This window comes from Novosphingobium sp., from assembly GCF_019748365.1.
In the GTDB taxonomy this organism is placed as follows: Bacteria; Pseudomonadota; Alphaproteobacteria; order Sphingomonadales; family Sphingomonadaceae; genus Novosphingobium.
In genome coordinates this window covers 13,838-34,753 of record NZ_JAIEPN010000058.1, presented here as the reverse complement: position 1 = coordinate 34,753, position 20,916 = coordinate 13,838, and the positions used below count along the sequence as shown (strand labels likewise).

General features: G+C 66.8%; 15 protein-coding genes. 9 read left to right on the top strand and 6 right to left on the bottom strand.

What is annotated here, in order from left to right:
* The first annotated feature begins 79 nt into the window (after positions 1-79).
* On the top strand, positions 80-1,816 hold the full coding sequence (locus K5Q19_RS08270) for a DEAD/DEAH box helicase (protein ID WP_292943309.1): 1,737 nt from the start codon (positions 80-82) through the stop codon (positions 1,814-1,816).
* Positions 1,817-2,074: 258 nt separating this feature from the next.
* Here the strand turns inward: K5Q19_RS08270 and K5Q19_RS08265 are convergent, their stop codons facing one another.
* Positions 2,075-2,623 (bottom strand): hypothetical protein, encoded by a 549-nt coding sequence (locus K5Q19_RS08265; protein ID WP_292943306.1) that lies wholly within the window; start codon positions 2,621-2,623, stop codon positions 2,075-2,077.
* 187 nt (positions 2,624-2,810) lie between these two features.
* Between K5Q19_RS08265 and K5Q19_RS08260 the strand changes: the two genes are divergently transcribed.
* From K5Q19_RS08260 to K5Q19_RS08250, 3 genes are all read left to right on the top strand, one after another.
* The gene (locus K5Q19_RS08260; RefSeq protein ID WP_292943303.1) at positions 2,811-3,224 is read left to right on the top strand and encodes a hypothetical protein; all 414 of its coding nucleotides are present in this window, start codon (positions 2,811-2,813) and stop codon (positions 3,222-3,224) included.
* Positions 3,225-3,316: 92 nt separating this feature from the next.
* Entirely contained in the window at positions 3,317-5,401 is a 2,085-nt protein-coding gene (locus K5Q19_RS08255) for a TonB-dependent receptor (protein WP_292943300.1), read from the top strand.
* Positions 5,402-5,415: 14 nt separating this feature from the next.
* On the top strand, positions 5,416-6,780 hold the full coding sequence (locus K5Q19_RS08250; RefSeq protein WP_292943298.1) for a PepSY domain-containing protein: 1,365 nt from the start codon (positions 5,416-5,418) through the stop codon (positions 6,778-6,780).
* Here K5Q19_RS08250 and K5Q19_RS08245 read toward each other — a convergent pair.
* Together K5Q19_RS08245 and K5Q19_RS08240 are read right to left on the bottom strand one after the other, a co-directional pair.
* Positions 6,777-7,505 (bottom strand): tRNA (guanine(46)-N(7))-methyltransferase TrmB, encoded by a 729-nt coding sequence (locus K5Q19_RS08245; RefSeq protein WP_292943293.1) that lies wholly within the window; start codon positions 7,503-7,505, stop codon positions 6,777-6,779. The genes K5Q19_RS08250 and K5Q19_RS08245 overlap by 4 nt on opposite strands.
* 42 nt (positions 7,506-7,547) lie before the next feature.
* Entirely contained in the window at positions 7,548-9,875 is a 2,328-nt protein-coding gene (locus K5Q19_RS08240) for a TonB-dependent receptor (RefSeq protein WP_292943290.1), read from the bottom strand.
* 104 nt (positions 9,876-9,979) lie between these two features.
* On the opposite strand from K5Q19_RS08240, the gene K5Q19_RS08235 reads away from it, so the two are divergent.
* Entirely contained in the window at positions 9,980-10,825 is an 846-nt protein-coding gene (locus K5Q19_RS08235) for a helix-turn-helix transcriptional regulator (RefSeq protein WP_292943287.1), read from the top strand.
* Positions 10,826-10,905: 80 nt separating this feature from the next.
* Here K5Q19_RS08235 and ctrA read toward each other — a convergent pair whose 3' ends face one another.
* Both ctrA and K5Q19_RS08225 read right to left on the bottom strand, forming a co-directional pair.
* Entirely contained in the window at positions 10,906-11,607 is a 702-nt protein-coding gene (gene ctrA / locus K5Q19_RS08230; protein ID WP_054121404.1) for a response regulator transcription factor CtrA, read from the bottom strand.
* 263 nt (positions 11,608-11,870) lie between these two features.
* A complete protein-coding gene (locus tag K5Q19_RS08225; RefSeq protein WP_292943283.1) occupies positions 11,871-12,908 on the bottom strand; it encodes a tetratricopeptide repeat protein in 1,038 nt (345 codons plus the stop codon).
* 212 nt (positions 12,909-13,120) lie between these two features.
* Here K5Q19_RS08225 and K5Q19_RS08220 point away from each other — a divergent pair, with 212 nt between their 5' ends.
* Genes K5Q19_RS08220 through K5Q19_RS08205 form a run of 4 tightly spaced genes read left to right on the top strand, consistent with a single transcriptional unit; the run spans position 13,121 to position 19,390 of the window.
* Positions 13,121-15,697: a cyclic nucleotide-binding domain-containing protein gene (locus K5Q19_RS08220; protein ID WP_292943280.1), complete on the top strand. Its 2,577-nt coding sequence runs from the start codon at positions 13,121-13,123 to the stop codon at positions 15,695-15,697.
* A 3-nt stretch (positions 15,698-15,700) separates the two neighbouring features.
* A complete protein-coding gene (locus tag K5Q19_RS08215) occupies positions 15,701-16,612 on the top strand; it encodes a hypothetical protein (RefSeq protein ID WP_292943277.1) in 912 nt (303 codons plus the stop codon).
* Between the two features lie 8 nt (positions 16,613-16,620).
* Positions 16,621-18,516 (top strand): cytochrome c3 family protein, encoded by a 1,896-nt coding sequence (locus tag K5Q19_RS08210; RefSeq protein WP_292943274.1) that lies wholly within the window; start codon positions 16,621-16,623, stop codon positions 18,514-18,516.
* A gap of 25 nt (positions 18,517-18,541) precedes the next feature.
* Positions 18,542-19,390, top strand: a complete 849-nt coding sequence (locus K5Q19_RS08205; protein ID WP_292943271.1) for a phosphodiesterase — start codon at positions 18,542-18,544, stop codon at positions 19,388-19,390.
* On the opposite strand, the gene rpoN is transcribed toward K5Q19_RS08205, so the two are convergent.
* Entirely contained in the window at positions 19,387-20,916 is a 1,530-nt protein-coding gene (rpoN, locus tag K5Q19_RS08200; RefSeq protein ID WP_292943269.1) for an RNA polymerase factor sigma-54, read from the bottom strand. The genes K5Q19_RS08205 and rpoN overlap by 4 nt on opposite strands.

Below are 20,916 nucleotides of genomic sequence, written 5' to 3'. Positions count from 1 at the left end.
CGCGCTTCTTCCGGCGTGGAGGTGGTCCGTTCCGGCCGCCACCGCATGTCCGGGCACACGTTATTCCCCCGAAAGCCCTATGCCCTTTTCACAGCTTCCCCCCGCCCTCGGCGCCGCCGTGGCAGCCCGCGGCTATGCCGCCCCCACTCCGGTGCAGGCTGCCGTGCTCGAAGCCGAAGCCCATGGCCGCGACCTGGTCGTCTCCGCGCAAACCGGCTCCGGCAAGACCGTCGCCTTCGGCCTCGCCATGGCCGCGGAACTGCTCGCCGGCGAAGACCGCATGGGCCCCGCCGGTGCGCCGCTCGCGCTGGTGATCGCCCCCACGCGCGAGCTCGCCCTGCAGGTCAGCCGCGAACTGGAATGGCTCTACGAACAGACCGGCGCGCGCATCGCCACTTGCGTCGGCGGCATGGACGCCTCGCGCGAGCGCCGTGCGCTCGGCTACGGCACGCACATCGTCGTCGGCACCCCGGGCCGGTTGCGCGATCACCTCGAACGCGGGGCGCTCCAGCTTTCCGCGCTGCGCGTCGCCGTACTCGACGAGGCGGACGAGATGCTCGACATGGGCTTTCGCGAAGACCTCGAGGCGATCCTCGACGCGACGCCGCAGGAACGCCGCACGCTGCTGTTCTCGGCGACCATGCCCGCGCCGATCGTGGCGCTGGCCCGCCGCTACCAGAACAACGCGCTGCGCATCTCGACCGTTTCCGAAGAGCGCGGCCACGGCGATATCGATTATCAGGCAATGGCCGTCGCGCCCGCCGATATCGAGCACGCCGTCGTCAATCTGCTGCGCTTCCACGAAGCGGAAACCGCGATGCTGTTCTGCGCCACGCGCGACAATGTCCGCCGCCTTCACGCCAGCCTGACCGAGCGCGGCTTTGCCGTTGTCGCGCTTTCGGGCGAGCACAGCCAGAGCGAGCGCAACCATGCGCTGCAAGCGCTGCGTGATCGCCGCGCGCGGGTCTGCGTCGCCACCGATGTCGCCGCGCGCGGGATCGATCTGCCCAGCCTCAGCCTTGTTGTCCATGTCGAGATTCCGCGCGATGCCGAAACGCTGCAGCACCGCTCGGGCCGCACCGGGCGCGCCGGCAAGAAGGGCACCGCCGTGCTGATCGTGCCCTACCCGCGCCGCAAGCGGGTCGAGGCCATGCTGCGCGGCGCGCGCATTCCGGCGCAGTGGGTGCCGGCGCCGTCCGCTGCCGATATTCGCGCTGCCGACAATGACCGGATGATGGCCGCGCTGCTCGCGCCGGTCGAGGCCAGCGAGGAAGACCGCGCGCTCGCTGCAAGGCTCCTGGCTGAACGCAGCGCCGAAGATATAGCCGCCGCGCTGGTGCAGGTTCACCGTGCCCGCCTGCCCGAACCAGAAGACCTGATGAGCGGCAACGATGCCGGCCCGCCAGCGCAGCGCGAACCGCGCCCCGGCTTTGAGCAGAGCACCTGGATGCGGCTCGATTTCGGGCGCAATCAGAACGCCGATCCGCGCTGGATCCTCCCGCTGCTCTGCCGCCGCGGCCATGTCAGCCGCAGCGAAATCGGCGCGATCCGCATCACCGCGCAGGAAACGCTGTTCGAAGTGCCGTCCGCCATCGCGGCGCGCTTCATGGATGCGGTGCGCCGCACCGCCGAGGAAGCCGACGAGTTCGAGATCACGCCGATGGACGGTGCCCCGCGCGAAGAAGCGCGCCGGCATCGCCGCGAAGGCAAGCCCAACCACGCCCCCAAGCCCTACCGTCAGGCCGGCCGCCCCGAAGCGCCGAAGAAGCCGCACCGCAAGGGCACGTGGCGCGCCAAGCCGGACCGCGCGAAGTAGGGGAGCAGAGCGTCCGGCGGGCAAGGGCCATCGGCATTGCCTCCTGCAAACCAGCTGTGTGCCGGTCCCGCGTTTTCCTACATCGCCGCAATCTGGCATAACCTCGCGAGCAGGTCTGCTGCCCGCTCCTTGATATCATCAGCCAGCACGGAAAAAACGGACAGATGTGTGTCACCCGTCCGCCTTTCAGATAAAACGCTTTAAATCATATATCTAATGAGATTTTTTCAGGGTTACACGGTGTAACTTGTGTCACCCTCAGGCCGCTTCTTCCATCTCGACGTATTCCGGGAAGAAGCGTGGCGCGGCCATCGACCAGCCCGGCGCGGTTGCGGCAGCTTCGCTGATCGACTGGAGCAATTCCTTGCGGCGTTCGGGCCGGATATGCGGCAGCGCTGCGGCTCCGCAGAACGCACCCGGCAGCCAGGGGCGCACTTCGGCGCCGAGCAGGCGTTCGTAGAGGAACCGGTAGGCCGAGAAGCACGCGATGCGGCCCTGCGAAAGATCGAACGTGGTGACCCGCAGCAGCGGGCCCATCACGGTCTCGAGGTCTTCGAGGCCCGCGCCATTTTCGGTTTTGATATCGCCTTTCATAAGGCCGCGCAGCAGCTTGAGATCCTGATAGATCACGTATTGAGTGCGGATGGAGGCTGCTTCGGCAGGTCCGCGCGCCCAACGCCGGAAGGCGTCGTGGCGGGCCAGGCCAACATCGAGACTGCGCCGGATATAGCGCTGCTCGCATGGCGAAAATCCGGCAAACTCCCGCATCTCGGTCAGAATGGTCTGCGCTGTCTTCGTCGTGGACATAAGCCCCTCGCTTCGCTGCTCAGGCCGGACAATCCCGTTTCTGTCCGGCGTTGGAGCTGAAGTTAGGCTTGCTTGGTTAGGAAGCGATTAACTGGTTAACGCGATGGTTGCAGAGTGAATCACCGCACGGCTTTGCAGGAAATCGCGGGGTGACAGCCGCGAGTCCCCGCGCTAGGGCCACGCCGCAATGACCGCTTTGCGCGCCCTTGTCCTGCGTCACCACCTGCTGGCCATGGTGCTGGTCGGTGCGGCGCTGTGCCTCAGGATGGTCATGCCGGCCGGCTTCATGGTCGCGCCCAATGCCAAGGTCCTCACGATCAGCATCTGCGTCGACAGCCTTGATCACGATGCGCTCGCCCAGATCGCGATCCCGATGAAGGGCACCGCCGGCAAGAGCGGCGGTTCGGGAAGCAGCGCGGGCAAGGGCGACTGCGCGTTCTCCTCGCTCTCGATGGCATCGACCGCCGGGGCCGATGCGGTCCTGCTCGCCCTTGCGCTCGCCTTCATCATCGCACTGGGCTTTGCGCCGACACCCGCCCCGCGCCCCCGGCGGCTTGCCCGCCTGCGCCCCCCGCTGCGCGGACCGCCGCTCTCCATCTGACGGAACAGACCGCCCGGCCCTTCTGCGCGCCGGGCACCCTTTCCCGATGAACCGCGCGCGCCCTGCCGCGCCGGTGCGGAGCATAAATTCCCATGAAGACCTCGCTTGTTGCACTTGCCGCCTTGCTGGCGGCAACCACGCCCGCGCGCGCCCAGGAGGCCCCCGCCCCCGAGAATGCGGCCCCCGAGAACACCGACAGCCGTGACATCATCGTCACCGGCACCAAGCTTTCCGGCGATTTCGGCGCCAAATCCGGCATCCCCATCGCGCGGCTGCCGCAATCGATCCAGATCGTCACCGCCGAGGATATCATCGAACGCGGCGCGCGCTCGGTCGGCGATATCCTGCGCGCCGTGCCGAGCGCCAACCCCGGCTTCTCGCGCGTCGGCCCCTACCAGTCGTTCAGCCTCAAGGTGCGCGGGTTCCTGGCCGACCAGATGCGCAACGGCATTCGCCAGCGTTACTATGAAGACGTCGATGCCTCGGCGCTCGCGAACATCGAGCGGGTCGAAGTGCTCAAGGGCCCCTCCGGCGTGCTCTATGGCCAGTCAGCCGTGGGCGGCATCGTCAGCATTGTCACGCGCCAGCCGGAAGAGCGGCAGTTCGGCAGCTTCGCGCTGACGGCAGGGCAGTTCAACCAGAAGATGCTGACTTTCGACATGAACAGCGGCCTTGCTCCCGGTCTCGCCATCCGCGTGACAGGCGAAGTCGAGCGGTCCGGCACATTCGTCGATTTTCAGGATCTGAATCGCAAGAACGTGGCGCTCAACTTGCGCTACGCACCGTCGGAGGACGTGACTGCGCATCTCGTCGCCGAATATGTCGAGCGCGATACGCGGCGCAATCCCGGGCTGCCACTGGTGGGCACGGTGAAGAGCGGTATCCCGGCGCTGCGGCGCGGGCTCTATCTCGGCGAACCCTCGGTCGATACACTCACCGCCGATGCGCCGCTGGTGCAGACCTGGGTCGATGTGCGGCTGGCCGATGGCTGGACGGTAACGCCGCGCCTGCAATACCAGGAATTCAACAGCGCCTTCCTGCAGATCCGACTGCGTGCGCCTGATGCGGCGAACCCCGCGCTCATCACCCGCAACGGTCGCCGCGGGCGCGAGGACGACAGCTACACCATCGCGCAGCTCGATCTCGCGGGCCGGGTGGTGACGGGTCCGCTGACCCACAAGCTGCTCATCGGCTATGAATACGACCACGAACGCAGCCGCTTCACCCAGTTCAACCTGACGAACGTCAGCCCGATCAACGTGCTGGCGCCGGTCTATGGCTACACCAGCACGCCGCCCGCCGGCACCTTTGCCTTCGACGGGTTCTACAACATCGACGGCCACGCGCTCTACGCGCAGGATCAGATCGACCTCACCCCGCGCTGGAACCTGATCGGGGCGGTGCGCCACAGCTGGATCGACGCGCGCGACGGCGACTATGGCGGCGCGACCAACAACCGCGCGAAGACCAGCACGACGATCTGGCAACTGGGCTCGACCTACAGCCTGACGGACGCGGTCTCGTTCTACGCCGGCTACAACACCGGCTTCGACGTGGAGAACACCGCCGGCGCGCGCACCCGTACCGGCACACCACTGCAGCCGGAGCGCTCGAATCAGGCCGAAGCGGGGCTGCGCTATCGCACCGGCACTCTGCGCGCGAGCCTCTCGGTGTTCCAGATCAAGCGCGTGAATGCGGTCACGGCCGATCCGGTCGATCCCGATTTCAGCGTCAATGCGGGCGAACAGCGCGTGCGCGGGATCGAGCTGGAAGGCGAATGGCAGCCGCGCGAGTGGTGGGACCTGTCCGCCGGTTATGCGCTGATGGACGGCAAGGTCACGCGCAGCAACGATGGCATCGCGGGCAAGCGGATCGGCGATCTGCCGCGCCACAGCTTCACGGCGCGCACCAGTGTGGCGATCCCCGGCACGCCGCTCACCATGCGCGGCGGGGTCAACCATGTGACGAGCCGTGCGCTCGTCGATGGCAGCGATACGACCCTGCCCGCCTATACGCTGGCGGACATCGGCCTCGGCCTCGCCCTCAAGCCGTTCCGCATCGATGCGACGCTGAGCAACCTGTTCGACGAGCGGTACTTCACCGCATCGGGCAACGGGTTTGCCGTCTATCCCGGCGATCCACGCACGTTCAGCGTGCGTGTGTCGGTCGGCTTCTGAAGGGGGCGCGGTCCATGGCAAGTGCAGAAGAAACCGTCCGTCCCCACGGCTATCGTGCCGTCTGGCGCTGGCATTTCTATGCCGCGCTATGGACAGCGCCGCTGCTGATCGTGCTGACCCTGAGCGGCGCGATCTATCTGTTCGACCGCGAGATCGACGCATGGTGGAACCGCAGTGTGCAGACCGTTGCCCCCGCGCCCGGTCTCGCAGCCTTGCCGCTCGCCCGGCAGGAGGCGCTGGTGCGCGCCGCCCAGCCCGGCGCAAAGGTGCTGCGCGTGCGCCTGCCATTCGATGCGAATGAGGCGGCGATCTGGTCCGTCCGCGATGAAGGCGGCACCACGCGCGACGTCTATCTCGATCCGGTGCGGGGAACCGTGACGGGGACGCGCGATCCCGCCTGGCAGCCGACCAACATCGTGCGCAAGGTCCACGGCACCTTCTTTGCCGGGGAAATCGGAAGCCATGTCGTCGAGCTTGTCGCCTGCTGGACACTGGTGATGATGGCGACCGGGATCTGGCTGTGGTGGCCGCGCAAGTGGAAGGCGCGGGGGGTCATCGTCCCGCGCCTCTCTGCCGGAGGCCGCCGGATGTGGCGCGATCTGCATGCCATTCCGTCAATCTTCCTTGCGCTCTTCGTGATCCTGCTGGTGTTGACAGGGCTGCCGTGGTCCGCGTTCTGGGGCGCGCAGTTCGCAAAGCTTGGCGAAGTCGTGCCCTTCATCGCGCCTTCGCCCAACTTCCACGCACCGCCCGAGGCGGACGGCAAACCCGCCGCCGATCCCCATGCCTTGCACAGGATGGCGGCGATGCCACCCGCCGATCCGAAACTGCCATGGACGATCCGCCACAGCATGATGCCGCAAGGTTCGGGCATGGGCCCGGTCGGCATCGCACGGATCGAAGCGCTGCTGCCGCTGCTCGACCGCGCGCACTACGGCGAAGGCGTGCAGATCATTTACCCGCAAGGGCCCAAGGGCGTGTTCACCGTGTCCTACGTGCCCGACAAGGCTGAAGGCCAGCGCACGCTCTACGTCGATCCCGGCACCGGACGCGTGCTCGGCAATGTCGGGTGGGCGGACTACAGCCCCGTCGCCAAGGCGGTGGAATGGGGCGTGATGACGCACATGGGGCGGCAGTATGGCCTCGCCAACCAACTTGCCAATCTGGCGGTGTGCCTGATGCTGGTCGGCAGCGTTTCGGCAGGGCTTGTGCTGTGGTGGCGCCGCCGTCCGCAAAGCGAACTCGGCGCGCCGGTCTTGCAGGCGGGCGACCGGATGCCGGGAATGATCAAGGCCCTGCTGGCAATCCTCGCCGTGCTGTTTCCGCTGGTCGGCGCGACGATGCTGCCCGCGCTCGCGTGGGGCCGCCTCCGCGCTTAGCGGCGGCGGTAGCGGAAGTACCAGACCTCGTGCCCCTGCGCGCGGGCCTTGGCCTCGTAGCGGGTCTCGGGCCAGCCGCCGGGGCGCTGCTGGAAGTCCGCCGCTTTCTGTGCCAGCCATTCGAACTGGTCGGTGTGGCGGCGCATCACCATCAGCGCATGGCGCAGATAGACCGGATGATCGGTGCCGAAGCGGAACTCGCCGCCCGGCTTCAGCTTGCGGGCGATAAGGTCCACCGGCCCGTCGTTCATCATCCGCCGCTTGGCATGGCGCGCCTTGGGCCAGGGATCGGGGTGGAGCAGATACACGAACGACAGCGCGCCATCGGGCACGCGTGCCAGCACTTCGAGCGCATCGCCGTGGTGGATGCGCACGTTGCGGATCGGCATTCCCATGGCGCTGCCATCAGACCCGCGCCCGCCATCGACATGGACCAGCGCCTGCGCCACTCCGTTGAGGAAGGGTTCCGCACCGATGAAGCCGTGATCGGGCAGCATGTCCGCGCGCCCCGCCATATGTTCGCCGCCACCGAAGCCGATCTCGAAATGCAGCGGGCAATCCCGGCCAAACAGCGACTCCGCCGTCACCGGTCCTTCATCGGGCACCGCGATCTGCGGCAGCAGCGTGTCGATCAGCGCCTGCTGACCGCTGCGCAGCGGCTTGCCCTTGGCGCGGCCATAGAGGCGGTTGATGGTGAGCGGATCGCCCGGCTTGTGTGCGGTCATGGTGCGGCGCCTCTGGCAGCGCGACGTGAGCGGGTCAACGGCTCAGAACCCGTGCCGTATCCCGATGGTCCAGCGCCGCGGCGCGCCGGGGCCGAGGAAGCGCGGCGAGGACGCGCCAGGCGCCTCGGCGAGCGACACTTCGCCGATCTCGCCGAAGGTGCCGAAGGTGGCATGGCGGCGATCGAACAGGTTGCGCACTTCGCCGAAGAGCACGACCTCGCGCACGAGTTCGATCCCGGCGCGCACATCGACCAGCAGATAGCCGGGCACGAGCGGAGCCTTGTTCGATTCATCGCCCAGCAGCACTTGCCCCGAACGCGCCGAAAGCGTGCCGCCAAGAGTGAAGCGCCGCCACGCGCCCGCCTTTCCGGCCCCCATTTTCCCGACATAGTCCAGATTGAGATTGGCATTGTGGCGCGGCACGCCGGGCAGCCGATCGCCCGGCCGCACGGTGATCGCGCCGTCCGCATCCGCCTCCGGGTTGCCGTGCGTGGCGATCCGAACCAGCGAGCGGTTGGTGGCGTCGCTGAAGGCATACGTCGCGCCGAGCCTGAAGCCGCCGCGTTCGGCTACTAGCGACAGCTCGATACCCTGCCGGCGCGCATCGCCCAGGTTCTGGAAATAGGCGCGCCCGCGCACGCCCGAGGCGATGCGGCGGATCTCGTCGCGGCTGTCCGCGCGGTAGGCCGAGGCCAGCCACGTCAGCCGCCAGCCGCCCAGCGCAGCCTTGCCCGATGCGCCCAGCTCCCACGTGCGGGCCACGACCTGCCGCAGCGGCGGATCGGCGACGAAGAAGTTGGCGAGGCTGCACGGCGCTTCGGGATCGGCACAGGAGAGTTCCGCCGGCGTCGGCGCGCGGTTGGTCTCGGCGTAGCCGGCGCGCAGCGAGAGGCCGGGGGCGGCATCCCAATCGAGCTCGAGCCCGGGATTGAGCCGACCAAAGTAGTGCTGCCCGTTGAGCGCGGTGCCGATCCGGTCGTCGAGCCGGATCGAGGCATAGTTGTAGCGCAGCCCCGCCTCGAGCCGCAGGTGGGGCCCCAGAGGAAACGTCTCGGCTGCGAAGAACCCGGCATAGAAGTTGCGCGCCACCACCGAGACTGGCGAAATCGCGTTGTCTGCCTGCGCGATCACCGGCCCTGCCGCCCTGACACCGCGCGTTGCATCGAGCGTGCCCAGTGTGGTCGTCGCTGCAAAGGCGCTGCGCCCGTAATCCATGCTGGTGCCCAGCGTGAGCACATTGTTGCCGCCCAGCAGTGGCCGCCGGTCGGTGATCTGCGCGAGCATGCCGAACGCGCGCGAGCGCAAGGTGCCGCGATTGAACACGGCGTAAGTCGGATCGCCCGCGAGCGCTGCGATCGGACGACCGAGCCGGTCGGTCAGGACTTCGGACTCCTCCTCGCCTTCGTTGTCGGTTTCAAGGCAGAGCAGGCCCGGCTCGTCTTCACACTCTTCGATATCGGCGGCATCGCCGTTGAGCGCGCGGCTCGTCTGCCACTGCGCATAGAAAGCTGCCTGCAGCCGCGTCGTCGGCGCGAGATCGGCCCAGGGGTGCAGGCTCACGCGGGTGAAGCGGTTTTCGGTGCGATCGGGGTGGGTGAACACCGCCGCGCGGCGCACGGCGAGCAGCTCTTCGGGCGAAGCGCCATTGCCGCTGAGCCCGGTGCTCGCCACGATCAACTTGGCGTGCAGCCCCGCCGCGACGCCATCATAGCCAAGATCGGCATAGCCGCTGGCGAGCCGCGAACTGCTGAAATCGCGCCAGCCCTTCTCCCCGCGCGATTGCACCGCCGCGAACACGCTGAACCGGCCTGCCGCACCGCCCGCCGCGAGGCTGACGTCATGCGCGCCATAGGCGCCGAGTGAAGCGTTGCCGGTCACGCCGGGATCGCTCCGACCGGTCGCGGTCTCCAGCACGAGTGCGCCGCCGAGGGCGTTGAGGCCGTAGACCGGGCTGGAATCGACCAGCTCGACCGTCCGCAGCGCCGCATCAGGCACGAGATCGAGCGAGACGGTATCGCCGAACGGCAAATTGAAGCGGGCGCCATCGAGATAGGCGGCGAGGCCCTGCGATTGCCCTTGCGCGCCCGAGGCGGTCTGGCCGCGATAGACCAGCACGGGTTGCCAGGGATTGCCTTGCGCATCCTGCAAGGTGACGCCGGGCAGCTGTCGGGTCAGCGCGCCGATCAGATCAGGGCGCCCGCTGCGGGCCAGATCGCCGCGCGAGAGGCCCAGCGCATCGTCACTGTCAACACCCGCGCCCGGGGCGGTGACGAGAATGGGCTGCTCGGCTTCCTGCGCCTGTACCTCGCCCGGCAGACAGGCAGCCAGCCCGGCAGCCAGTGCAAGGTAGCCAGCAAGGCACGTGTTCAAAGGTCCCTTCATGGTGCGCCCGGTATGCATTCCCGCAGCCACAGACAAGAAATTTGGGATGGACGCCCGGCGGGGCATGTGGTCACTCGAAAACCATGTCGGCCATGGAACGTCTGACCGGTGCGCCCGCGCGTGGGCCGGGTTCGCTTGCGGAAAAGCTGACCGCGCGCGAGCTTGAAGTGCTGCGGCTGCTGGCCGAGGGGCACACGATCAAGTCCATTGCCGTTCAGCTCGACCGAACCGAAGCCTCGATCAACGAGCGGCTCCGCGATGCCCGGCGCAAGACCGGCATGGGCAGCAGCCGCGAACTGGCCCGGCAACTGGGTGCCCAGAAAATCTGGGACAGAAATCCTGATCTGGCAGCAGCGTCCTCCCCGGCAGAGGGATCGGTCCAGCCTGCACGTCGCGGGCTGTCAGGACCGAAAGGAAGGATTGCCATGCTTATCGCCACGCCTCTCATCGCCGCAGGATCGCTGCTCATGGCGGCAGACGCACCGTTCAACGCTGCCCTGCCGCAAGCCACCCCGGCTCTCGCAAGCGCCGCCCGTGCCTCGCCGCTGGTCGGCCGCTGGGCTCTGGACGTGACCGGCGTCCCGGCCGAGGAACGGCCGCGCAGCGTCACCATCAGTTTCAGCGTTGCGCCCGATCAGCGCTGGACGACCGAGGTCCAGATCGTGAATCCCGATGGCGGCAGCCTGCATGCCGAATCCACGGCGGCGCTTGATGCCGCGCCTGTACCGGTCACCGGGAACATGGGCTTCATCGACAGCGGTTCCCTGCGCCAACCGGCGCCGGGTACGCTGGTGATGACGCTAGGCAAGGATGGCGCGCCGGTTTCGACGCGGGTCTACACCGTTTCGCGCGATCGCCGTTCGATGACCGAGACGATCATCTGGGCGGGCTCGGCCATGCCCAGGCTGGAAACCAACACCTTCCGCCGGATCGGTTGAACACCCAAAACGCAAGCGGCCCGCCATTGCTGACGGGCCGCTGCACGGGGAGGTCGATCACCGGGGGGATTTCTGGCCGATCAGGCCGCTTCGACATCCAGCTTGTCATCCGGATCGCGCAGCACATAGCCGCGGCCCCAGACGGTTTCGATGTAGTTCTCGCCGTCGCAGGCATGGGCAAGCTTCTTGCGCAGCTTGCAGATGAACACGTCGATGATCTTGAGTTCCGGCTCGTCCATCCCGCCATAGAGATGGTTGAGGAACATTTCCTTGGTCAGCGTGGTGCCCTTGCGCAGCGAAAGCAGCTCGAGCATCGCGTATTCCTTGCCCGTCAGATGGACGCGGGCGCTGTCGACCTCGACCGTCTTGGCATCGAGGTTGACCGAAAGCTTGCCGGTGCGGATGACCGACTGCGAGTGACCCTTCGAGCGGCGCACCACGGCGTGGATGCGGGCGATGAGCTCCTCGCGGTGGAAGGGCTTGGTCACGTAGTCGTCGGCACCGAAACCGAAGCTGCGGACCTTGGAGTCCATCTCGGCAATGCCGGAGAGGATCAGCACCGGCGTCTGCACCTTGGCGACGCGCAGCTTCTTGAGCACGTCGTACCCGTGCATGTCGGGCAGGTTGAGGTCGAGAAGGATGATGTCGTAATCATAGAGCTTGCCGAGATCGAGGCCTTCTTCCCCGAGATCGGTTGCATAGACATTGAAACCTTCGGTCGTGAGCATAAGCTCAATCGCCTTGGCCGTGGTCGGCTCGTCCTCGATCAGCAGTACGCGCATGGATCAGCCCCTTATTGCCATTCCCCGATGGCTCAGACCCCTAACCGAGGGTCTTCACCGTCATTAACCATATGACCAATGAACATGAAAGGTTAATTTATCGTAAGCGACAAGCCCGGTACCGTTCGCATGGCGGAACCCTGCAAGCGCCCGCCAGCTTGGCAAATTCTCATTTCTTGTCAATAGTTAAGCGCCTTGACGAGAGCCTTCTGGGGCGATCATGCGCGTAGAGCGCGGCGAAACCTTTTTTAAGAAGTCGCACCTTATCGGGCAGGAGACGCACCCGGCACACTGATCGCGGCGGCTGCTTCGCGCAGCTTGCGAGTGGTGCCCAGATCGTTGCGGAAGGCCGCAAGGCCGCCCTCGAGGGCCTTGGCCGCCTTGCCGGGTTCACCCAGTTGCATGCGGCTGCGCATCAGCATGATCCAGCCATCGGCGTTGCCCGGATTCTTCGTGAGCTTTGCTTCCAGCCCATCGACCATGCCGCGGATCATCGCTTCCTGCTGGCCCTTGGGCAAAGTGGATGCAGCCTTGATCTCGGCCGAGGAGGGTCCCGGAATGGCGCCCGCGGCAACCGCCGGGCCATTGGTCGCCGTGCCGCTGGTGGGCGCGGCAAACTGGGCGGCGGCGAGGCGCTCCTCGTAGGGGATCTTGTAGCGATCCCCCACGTTCTTGATCACCGCGCGGATATCTTCGGCATAGGGCGCGTCCGAAGGCGTGTCCTTCAAGAGCGCAAACCACGCATCGATCGCCTTGCGGTGTTGCCCCGCCAGATCCATCGCCACGGCACGGAAATAGCGCGCCCGCGCATTCTTGGGATCAAGCTTGAGCGCCTTCCTGAAAGCGACCTGCGCGTCCGCCGGGATCCTGCCCTCGGTCTTGCTGGCCAGGACCAGCGATTCGCCGAGGAACGAGTAGGTCTCCGCATGGGTGGAATCGAGCTTGGTCGCTTCCTTGAGTGCGGTGGCCGCTTCGGCATAGCGCTCCGTCTGGAAATACGACCAGCCGAGCATGCGCCAGCCCTCGGCATCGTCGGGCTTGGCCTTGAGCCGCGCTTCCAGACGGGTGATCACGTCGTCCACCGAAGGGGCCTGACTTTCGGTGGGGGCAGGCGGCAGGGCAATGATCTCGGCATCTCGCTGCCCGCGCCAGACCGCGACGCTGCCGGCGGTGAGCGCGACGACCAACGCGAGCACGAGAACCAGGCGGCCGCCGCGCCCCGACGAGGTGTTGGCAGCAGAAGCGGAAGCGGGGGACGAGCGGGCAGGTTCTGGGGTCGACGTAGGTTCGGCCTCGGTCATCACATGCTCCCTTGTGCGCCGCGATCGGCGCTGCCCCTCGATGCCGGGCATATCCTCTGCCCCCCGCACCATGCAAGCGGCGCAGCAGCAGCGCATCGCGCAGCCGGGCAAGACGGACCGCAGCGCAGGCCTGGCCAAATTGCGGCTGGCAAAGCGTGCCGCATTGGCTAGACATCTGAGCTGACGGGGCCGCAGTCGGGGGACCTGCACCGGTGAGTGAGGTTTACAAGGTTGCCATCATAGGGTCCGGCCCGGCCGGGATGAGCGCGGCGAGCCGGGCGGCGCAGCTGGGGCTGCCGCATGTGCTGCTCGAGAAAACCGACCATCTCTCCGATACGATCTACAAGTACCAGAAGGGCAAGCACGTGATGGCAACGCCGTCACAGCTCGTGCTGCGATCCGACCAGGAATTCGATGCTGGCAAGCGCGAGGATATCCTTGGCCGCTGGAACAAGCGCACCGAGGAACTCGGCGTCCGTGTGAAGTACAACGCCGAGGTCAAGTCGATCTGCGGCACCGGCCCCGCTATCGAGGGCTCGGTCCAGAAGATCGTGACCCGCGCACGCGACGGATCGACCACCACCACCGAATTGCAGCGCTACGCCCCGCCTTATGCGATCACGCTGACAAGCGGAGAAGTCGTGATGGCCGAAGCGGTCGTGCTCGCCATCGGCACGCAGGGCAACCCCAACCTGATGCGCTGCCCAGGCGCGGATCTGCCGCACGTGACGTACCAGCTCGATGATCCTTACGCGGTGCTCGACGAACATGTCGTCGTTGTCGGCACCGGCGACGCGGGAATCGAGAACGCGCGCGGGCTGGCCGAGGACCCGGCGCAGGGCAATGTCGTCACCATTCTCAACCGTTCGCCCAAGTCGGCCAACGTGCGGGAAAGCTTCGCAACCGCCAAGGAGCCCAACGCCAAGGCACTGGTCGAGGACGACGCGGCGGGCAAGCTGACGATCCGCTACGAAACCGAGACCAAGGCAATCGAGCCGGGCTGGATCACGCTGAATACCCGCGACGGCGAGGAGCGCATCCGCTGCGACCGGATCATCGCGCGTATCGGTTCGGCCCCGCCGCGCGGCTTTGTCGAAGGCTGCGGCATCGCGTTCGCGAGCAATGACCGGCTCGCCTTCCCGACGCTTTCGCCGCAATTCGAATCGACCGCGCCCGGCATTTTCGTGATCGGCGCGCTCGCGGGCTATCCGCTGATCAAGCACTGCATGAACCAGGGCTACGACGTCATCGAGTTCATCAGTGGCAATACCGATCTCAAACCGGCGGATGAACCGCTGCTCGAAGCCAAGTTCGCAGACCTTCCCGGCACGCGCGGCGTGGCCGACTGGCTGGAACTGCTGCGCACCAATATCGCGATCCTGAGCGGCATGACGACCTTGCAGCTGCGCGAGTTCATGCTCGATTCCGACGCGCGGTTTTACAAGGCAGGCGAGACGATCTTCGAGAAGAACGATCCCGGCTCCTCGCTCTTCGCGATTGCAGAGGGATCGGTCCATGTGCGGATCGACCCGAGCGATGCCAGCAAGGTCGTGCCGATCCAGCAGGGTTCGATCTTCGGCGAAGTCGGCCTCATTTCGGGGCGGCGGCGCGGTGCGACGGTGGTGGCGGCGAGCGATTGCATCTGCGTCGAGATCAGCCGCAACGCCGCGCTCAAGCTGCAGAGCCAGGTGCCGAGCGCGCGGCGGGCGATCGAGCGCATTTCGACCGAGCGGCAATTGCTGCAGATGTTCGGCTCGGGCCTCACACCAGACGACGTGCGCGAAGTGGTCGATACCGCGAAGATCATGCCGGTGCGCGCAGGCGAAGCGATCATCACCGAAGGCGCCGACGACAAGGATGTCTTCGTGATCCGCGTCGGCTCGATGATCGTCGAGAAGATCGTCGGCGGGAAGCCGGTGTTCCTCTCCTACCTTCCCGCCGGTTCCTATGTCGGCGAAATGGCGCTGATCGATGGCGGCCAGCGGACCGCCACGGTGCGTGCGGCGATCAAGAGCGAGGTGATCAGGATCGACGGTGAGGCCTTTGCGCGGGTGCTCGCGGCCAAGCCCGCCTTGCTGGAGCGGGCCCGCAAGGACATGGCCGCGCGCCGCGCCACCAATGCCTTCGTCGAATCGAAGAAGGAAGGCTTTTCCGGGGTCGTCGATCTCTATTCGGAGCAGGCCAAATTCCTCGTCTCGCAGGGGCTGGGCGAGGCAACCGACGTGCTCCTCATCGACGAGCGGCTCTGTGTGGGCTGCGACAACTGCGAGAAGGCCTGCGCCGACAGCCACGACGGGCTTTCAAGGCTCGACCGCGAGGCAGGCAAGAGCTTCGCGCATCTCCACGTGCCGACGTCATGCCGCCACTGCGAGCATCCGCACTGTATGGCCGATTGCCCGCCCAACGCGATCCACCGCGGGCCGGACGGCGAGGTCTTCATCAACGACACCTGCATCGGCTGCGGCAATTGCCAGCGCAATTGCCCCTACGGCGTGATCCGCATGGACAAGGTGCCGCCGAAGAAGCCCTCGCTGCTCTCGTGGCTGCTGTTCGGCAGCGGGCCGGGACCGGGCGAGCCGCCGTACAAGTGGTCGAAGAAAAACACCAAGTACACTGGCGATCCGGCCATCGACGAAGCGCTGGACCGCAAGAAGGCGATCAAGTGCGACATGTGCGCGGGGATCGAAGGCGGCCCCAGCTGCGTGCGCGCCTGCCCGACCGGCGCCGCCATCCGCGTCTCGCCCGACGAGTTCCTGACCGTGGCGCGGCTCGAGAACGAGGGGGCCTGAGCCATGGCGACCACTCCTGCGCCTGCCCCCGCACCCCGCCGCCGCACCGGCGCGACGCGGGAACGGCAAAGCACGCACGAGGGCTTCCTCGTCCACAGGAATGGCAAGTGGATCAAGATTTCCGCCGCGCTCGCTGGTGCGCTGATCCTGCTCTACATTCTCGTGCCGCTGCCCCCGCACCACTTCGGCTCAAGCTGGCTGGGCTATACGCTCGGTACGCTGGGCGCGCTGCTGATCCTGTGGCTGACGGCGCTGGGCATGCGCAAGCGCGCGATCACGCCGGGGCGCTGGTCCCTGAAAGGGTGGACCTCGGCGCATGTCTGGCTCGGCGTGCTGCTGATCGTGATCGGCACGCTCCATTCGGGTTTCGCGTTTGGCTGGAATGTCCACACCTTGGCCTGGACGCTGATGATGATCGTGATCATCTCGGGCATCTTCGGGGTGACGGCCTACGCCACGCTTCCCCGCGCGCTTTCGGCCAATCGCTACGACGCGGAAGGCGCGATTACCGAGAAGCAGATGGTCGAGGCGCTGCGCTCGCTCGATCGCCAGCTTCATGACGCCGCGCAGCCGCTTGATCCCGAATGTGCCAGGCTGGTGGGCCGCAGCCTTGAGCAGGATCCTTTCACCGGCTCGATCGTCAATCGCCTGACCGGCCGCTACCCCGGCGATGCCACACGCGAGGCGGCGGGAGAGCTGCGACGCTTGCGCGCGCACCGGCCGCGCAGGGCCGATGATCCGCTCGACAAGGTGGACGCGCTGCTCACCCGCAAGGAAGCCATGCTGGCGCGGCTGCGCCGCCACCTCAGGATCAAGGGCTGGCTGCAGGCCTGGCTCTATGTCCATGTGCCCATGACCTTCGCGCTGATCGCCGCGCTCTCTGCGCATGTGGTCAGCGTCTTCTTCTATTGGTGAGCGCGCCGATGAGTTTCGTCGTCCGGCAGATCGCGCTCAAGTCCAGCGGGGAGGAAATCGTCCGCCGCGCGGTCGTCGAGAGCGACGTCCTCGTCATCGGCCGCGACGGGTCGTCCGGCATCCATCTGGCCGACCTCGCCGTCGATCCCCGCCACGCCCGTATCCGCGCGATCGATGCCGACAGGCTGCTGATCGAATCGATCGGCGTGCAGCCTTTCACCGTGAATGGCCGCTCTGCCACGTCGAGCGAGCTTGAGATCGCGACCGGTGCCGAACTCGGCTTCGGCGGCCACCGCATCACCCTGGCGCGCGAGGCGGAAAGCGGGCTCCCGGCCTTCACGGTGCGCCGGATCGAAGCCGTTTCGGAAAGCGCCGAGGCCATCGACATCGGCAGCGCCTATACCCTGCAGAAACTGATGCCGGGCAAGCGCCTCTCGGCCTGGGGCTTTGCCGCGCTCGTGCTGCTGGCGTTCCTCGCGGTGCCGATCTGGTCGTGGGCGACCTACCAGCCGCTCGCGCTGCACAAGGATGCGCGGCGCCCGGCGGGCATTCACGGCGATGCTGCATGGTCCTCGGGCACGCTCAGCCTCGCGCACAAGAACCTCGGCGGCGATTGCCAGGCCTGCCACATCCAGCCCTTCGTGGCCGTGCGCGACAATGCCTGCATGACCTGCCACAAGGAGGATGCGCACCAACACATCGCCGATGGCGCGCGGCTGCTCAAGGCACGGGGCGAACCGACCGGGTTTGCCGGGTTCCAGCGCGCGGTGGCGAGTGCCTTCAACAAGCCCGCCGGCCGGTGTGTCGATTGTCACACCGAACACGAAGGCGCGGGTGCTATGCCTGCCACGCAGCAGCAATTCTGCACCACCTGCCACGATGGATTGAAGACGCGCTTGCCCGACACGAAGATCGCCGATGCCGCCGATTTCGGGACGGCCCATCCCCGGTTCCGGCCTATGCTCGTGGCCGGGATCGACGGGAAGGGCAAACCCTGGTTCCAGCGCGCCGTCTGGCAGGAGGGCATGAAAGAGAGCACCGGGCTCAAGTTCACCCACGCCCAGCACCTGTCGAAAATGAACGGCATCGCCCAGATGGTACGCCGCCGTCCGGGCGAGTTTGCGGCTGGCGATGCGCTCAATTGCGCGGACTGCCACCAGACCGACAGCGGCGGGGCGCGGTTCAAGCCGGTCGAAATGGAGAAGGCTTGCCAATCGTGCCATTCGCTCACGTTCGACGAAATCGGCGGCACCTTCCGCACGCTGCACCATGGCCAGCCCGATCAGGTCGTCGCCGATCTGCGCGCCGCGTTCCGGGGCGGGATGCCACCGCGTCCGGCAAGCCTTTCCGGCATGGCGCGCCGCATTCCGGGCGCAGCGGCCCAGCAATCGACCGCGGCGGATTATGCCCGCGCCGTTCATTTCTATCCGATGCAGGCCGACGAAGCCGTGGCGCAGGTCTTCAGCAAGGGCGGCCTATGCTACGATTGCCACACGATCGGGCGCGCCAGAAACGGGGAGGGCAGCGCGGCTACGGCGGGCTTCACTGTGCAGAAGCCCGTGCAGAACGGGCGCTACTACAGCAAGGGCTGGTTCGATCACAAGGACCACCGCAAGGCCGAATGCGTGACCTGCCACGTGAAGGCGGCCACCTCGAACGATGCCGATGCCGTGCTGGTGCCGGGGATTGACGGCGCTGGCGGTTGCCGCTCGTGCCATGTCGGCGAAGGCGGCGCGAAACTGGCCAGCGCGCATGTCAAGGAACCGGTCGCATCGGGCTGCGCGATGTGCCACGAATATCATATGGACAGTGGCGCTCCGTGGAAGCCGGCAAACAAGCGCAAGGGCCCTGCGCTGCGCACGGCAGCGTGGGATCGCCCGCGCCATCCGCCGATTGTACGTTGACGCGGGAAGGCTTGGGGACCGCCGGATGCTGATCGCGCAGATCACCGATATCCATCTGGGCTTCGAGCCCGACAGCCCGGGGGAGTTCAACCGCCAGCGGCTGGACCGGGTGGTCGCGGAACTGGCGCAGATGGTGCCGCAGCCGGACTTGCTGCTTGCCACCGGCGACCTGATCGATCGCGGCGACCGCGCCAGCTATGAACGGCTGAGCGAAGCGCTCTCCGGCCTGCCCTTCCCGGTCTACTTCGCGCTCGGCAACCACGATGAACGCGCGAATTTCGCCGCAGTCTTTCCGGAAGCGACCTTCTCCGGCGGCTTCCTGCAATATGTCATCGAAACACCGGCCCTGCGCCTGCTCGTGCTCGATACGCTGGAGGAAGGCCGCCACGGCGGTGCCTTCTGCGAGGAGCGCGCCGCGTGGCTCACCGCTGCGCTCGATGCCGAGCCCACCCGCAAAACGCTGATCGTGCAGCATCACCCGCCGATCGAGGTGGGCATCGCCTGGATGAACACCGACCCGGCCGAGCCCTGGGTCGAACGCCTCGCAGCCTGTCTGCGCGATCGGAGCAATGTGATCGGCCTCGTCTGCGGGCATATCCACCGCGCGATTGTGGCCCATTGGGAAGGCCTCGTCGTCGCCACCTGTCCCTCGACCGCTCCGCAGATCGCGCTCGACCTCAGGCCAATCGATCCCGACGCCCCCGACGAGCGCCCGCTCATCGTCGCCGATCCGCCCGGCTATGCCCTGCACTGGTGGAACGGCCGCGAACTGGTGACGCACTGGCAAACGGCAGAGGATCACACCGTCCTCGCGCGTTATGACGCCCATCTGCAGGGCATGATCCAGCATATGCTGGCCGAACGGCCCAGCTAACGCACCCCCGCCAGCGCCTTCTGTCGGCGGCGCTGGACCGAGCTCCCGAGGCCGATCGCCTCGCGGTACTTCGCCACCGTGCGCCGCGCGAGGTCGAAGCCGCGCGCCTTGAGGAGATCGACCAGCGTGTCGTCCGAAAGGACCGCCTTGGGGTCCTCCGCATCGATCAGCTGGCGGATCGCGGCTTTTACCGCTTCGGCCGAAACCGAGCTTTCCCCGTCGGACGAGGCGACACCCGAGGTGAAGAAGTATTTGAGTTCGAAAGTGCCGCGCGCGCAGTGGAGGTATTTGTTCGACGTCACGCGGCTCACGGTCGATTCGTGCATCGAGATCGCCTCGGCCACAGTGCGCAGGGTAAGCGGCTTCAGATGCGCAACGCCCAGCTGGAAGAACCCTTCCTGCTGCTTCACGATCTCCGCCGCGACCTTGAGGATCGTCTTCTGCCGCTGGTCGAGCGCTTTCAGCAGCCAGTTGGCATCGGCCATCCGCTCGCCCAGCCAGGCCTTGGCATCCTTGCTGACGCAGGCGTGCCGCATCTCGACATAGTAGCGCCGGTTGACAACGAGGCGCGGCAAAGTCGCGGGATTGAGCGCGATGTCCCAGCCGGGCGCGCCATCGTCGCCGATCACCGCCTGTACAAGGATATCGGGCACGACCGCCTCGGCGGCGCGACTGCCGAAACGCAGGCCCGGCTTGGGATCATAACTGCGCAGTTCGCGCAGCATGTCCGAAAAGTCCTCGTCATCGACCTGGCACAGCCGCTTGAGCCGCGCGATCTCGCCGCGCGCGAGCAAGTCGAGATTGTCGATCAGCCGCGCCATGCAGGGATCGTAGCGGTCCGCTTCGCGCGCCTGCAGCGCGATGCATTCGCCAAGATTGCGCGCGCCGACCCCGGTGGGATCGAGCGACTGGACAAGGTCCAGCGCCGCCTGCATCGCGACTTGCGGCAGGTCGAGCGCCTCGCGGGCTTCATCGAGCGACGTCGTGAGGTAGCCCGCCTCGTCGATCTGATCGATCAGCCAGCGCGCGGCAAACAGCAGGGCCGGGTCCGAGGTAACCGCACCGATCTGGGCATGGAGATGCTCGGCCAGCGTTTCGTCGGCGCCGCCGCGCTCGTTGATATCCGGCGCTTCACCGCCTGCACCGCTGTTGCCGAAATCACCAAGGCTGTCGGTGAAATCGCTCTTTACGCCGTCTCCGGTATCGCGGTCGCGGTCAAGTGCAGTGGCGTCGATGTCGAGCGGGCGGTCATCCGCTGCGCGCCCTTCGCTGACGAGCTGATCCACCGGCGAGTTTTCCAGCGTCGTCCGTCGCAGACCGTCCGGCTCGCCATCCAGCGCCGCGTCGATGCCGCCTTCGGGCGCGCTGTCACCCAGTTCGAGCAGCGGGTTCGAATCCAGCGCCTCGCCGATGAAGGTCTCGATCTCGAGGTTCGACAACGCCAGCAGCTTGATCGCCTGCTGGAGCTGCGGAGTCATGACCAGTGACTGGCTCTGGCGGAGATCGAGCCGCGGACCCAGCGCCAT